Annotated in this window: 1 protein-coding gene; it reads left to right on the top strand. The window is 73.0% G+C overall.

Annotated features, from left to right (window positions below; all coding sequences use genetic code 11):
• Positions 1–1,770, top strand: a 1,770-nt coding sequence (locus HOV91_RS38945; protein ID WP_174190167.1) for a thioredoxin domain-containing protein, incomplete at both ends; no start/stop codon positions are given.

The raw sequence follows: 1,770 nt of genomic DNA, 5'->3' as shown, positions 1-1,770 counted from the left end.
CGAGGCACTGGCCGAAGCGCGCGAGCGGGACGTGCCCGTACTGCTCTCGGTCGGGTACGCGTCCTGTCACTGGTGCCATGTGATGGCGCACGAGTCGTTCGAGGACGCGGCCACCGCCGAGCAGATGAACGCCCACTTCGTCTGCGTGAAGGTCGACCGGGAGGAGCGGCCCGACCTGGACGCGGTCTACATGAACGCCACCGTCGCGATGACGGGTCAGGGCGGCTGGCCGATGACCTGCTTCCTGACCGCGGACGGCGAGCCGTTCTACTGCGGCACCTACTACCCGAAGCTCCCACGCGGCGGCATGCCGTCGTTCACCCAGTTGCTCACCGCGATCACGGAGACCTGGCGCACCCGTCGTGACGAGGTGGAGCAGGCGTCCGCGCAGGTGGCGGCGGCGCTGCGGGACCAGGCGGCCGGCCTGCCCGACGCGGAGCTGACGATCACGCCGGAGCTGCTCGCCCACGCGGTCGCCGCCGTGCTGCGCGACGAGGACGCCGAGCACGGCGGGTTCGGCGGCGCGCCCAAATTCCCGCCGTCGGCGCTGCTGGAAGGCCTGCTGCGGCACTGGGAGCGCACCGATGACCGCGCGGTCTTCGACGTGGTGGCCCGCACCGCCGAGGCGATGGCGCGCGGCGGCATCTACGACCAGCTGCGCGGCGGATTCGCGCGGTACTCGGTCGACGCCGCCTGGCTGGTGCCGCACTTCGAGAAGATGCTCTACGACAACGCGCAGCTGTTGCGCGCCTACGCGCACCTGGCCCGGCGCACTACCTCGGTGCTGCCGGAATCGTTGTCGCATCGAGTCACGCGGGAGACCGTGCGGTTCCTGCTCGACGACCTGGGCACCGCGGAGGGCGGCTTCGCCTCGGCGCTGGACGCCGACACCCACTTGGAGCCAGGCAAACCCGGCGTCGAAGGCGCGACCTATGTGTGGACGCCCGCCGAACTGGCCGGCGTTCTCGGTTCGATCGACGGGTCATGGGCGGCCGAATTCTTCGGCGTCACCACGGCCGGGAACTTCGAACAGGGCACCTCGGTGCTGACCAGGTACACCGAGCCGACCACGGCGGAAGACGCCGCGCGGCTGGAACGCGTGCGAGCGGCGCTGATCGCCGCCCGCGACCGCCGCCCACAGCCGGACCGCGACGACAAAGTGGTGACCGCGTGGAACGGCATGGCGATCACCGCGCTCGCCGAGGCGGCGGCCGCGCTGGACGAGCCGGAATGGACCGCCGCCGCCCTCCGGTGCGCGCGCTTCCTGCTGGCCGAGCACGTGGTGGACGGGCGGTTGCGGCGCGCCTCGCTCGGCGGCGTCGCAGGCGCGGCGCCCGGCATCCTCGAGGACTACGCCTGGCTGGTCACCGGACTGCTCGCGCTGCACCAGGCCACCGGCGAACTGGGCTGGCTCGAAGAGGCCCAGCGCCTGCTGGACACCGCGATCGAGCACTTCGCCGACCCCGATCAGCCGGGCGGCTGGTTCGACACCGCCGACGACGCCGAGACGCTCGTCACCCGCCCGCGCGACCCGATCGACGGCGCGACTCCCGCGGGTGCGTCGGCCCTGGCCGAAGCGCTGCTCACCGCCGCGGCCGCCAGCGACCCGGAACGGGCCGCCCGCTACCGCGAACTCGCCGACCGCACTCTCGAGCGTGGCGCGATCGTGCTCGCGCGCGCGCCCCGTTCGGCGGGCCAGTGGCTCACCGTCGCCGAGGCGGCCCTGCGCGGACCGTTGCAGGTCGCCATCGCCACGACCGAATCGCTCGC

The organism is Nocardia barduliensis, assembly GCF_013315795.1.
Classification (GTDB): Bacteria; Actinomycetota; Actinomycetes; order Mycobacteriales; family Mycobacteriaceae; genus Nocardia; species Nocardia barduliensis.
Note: the sequence above shows the minus strand (reverse complement) of the source record. Positions and strands in the feature narration are given on the sequence as shown.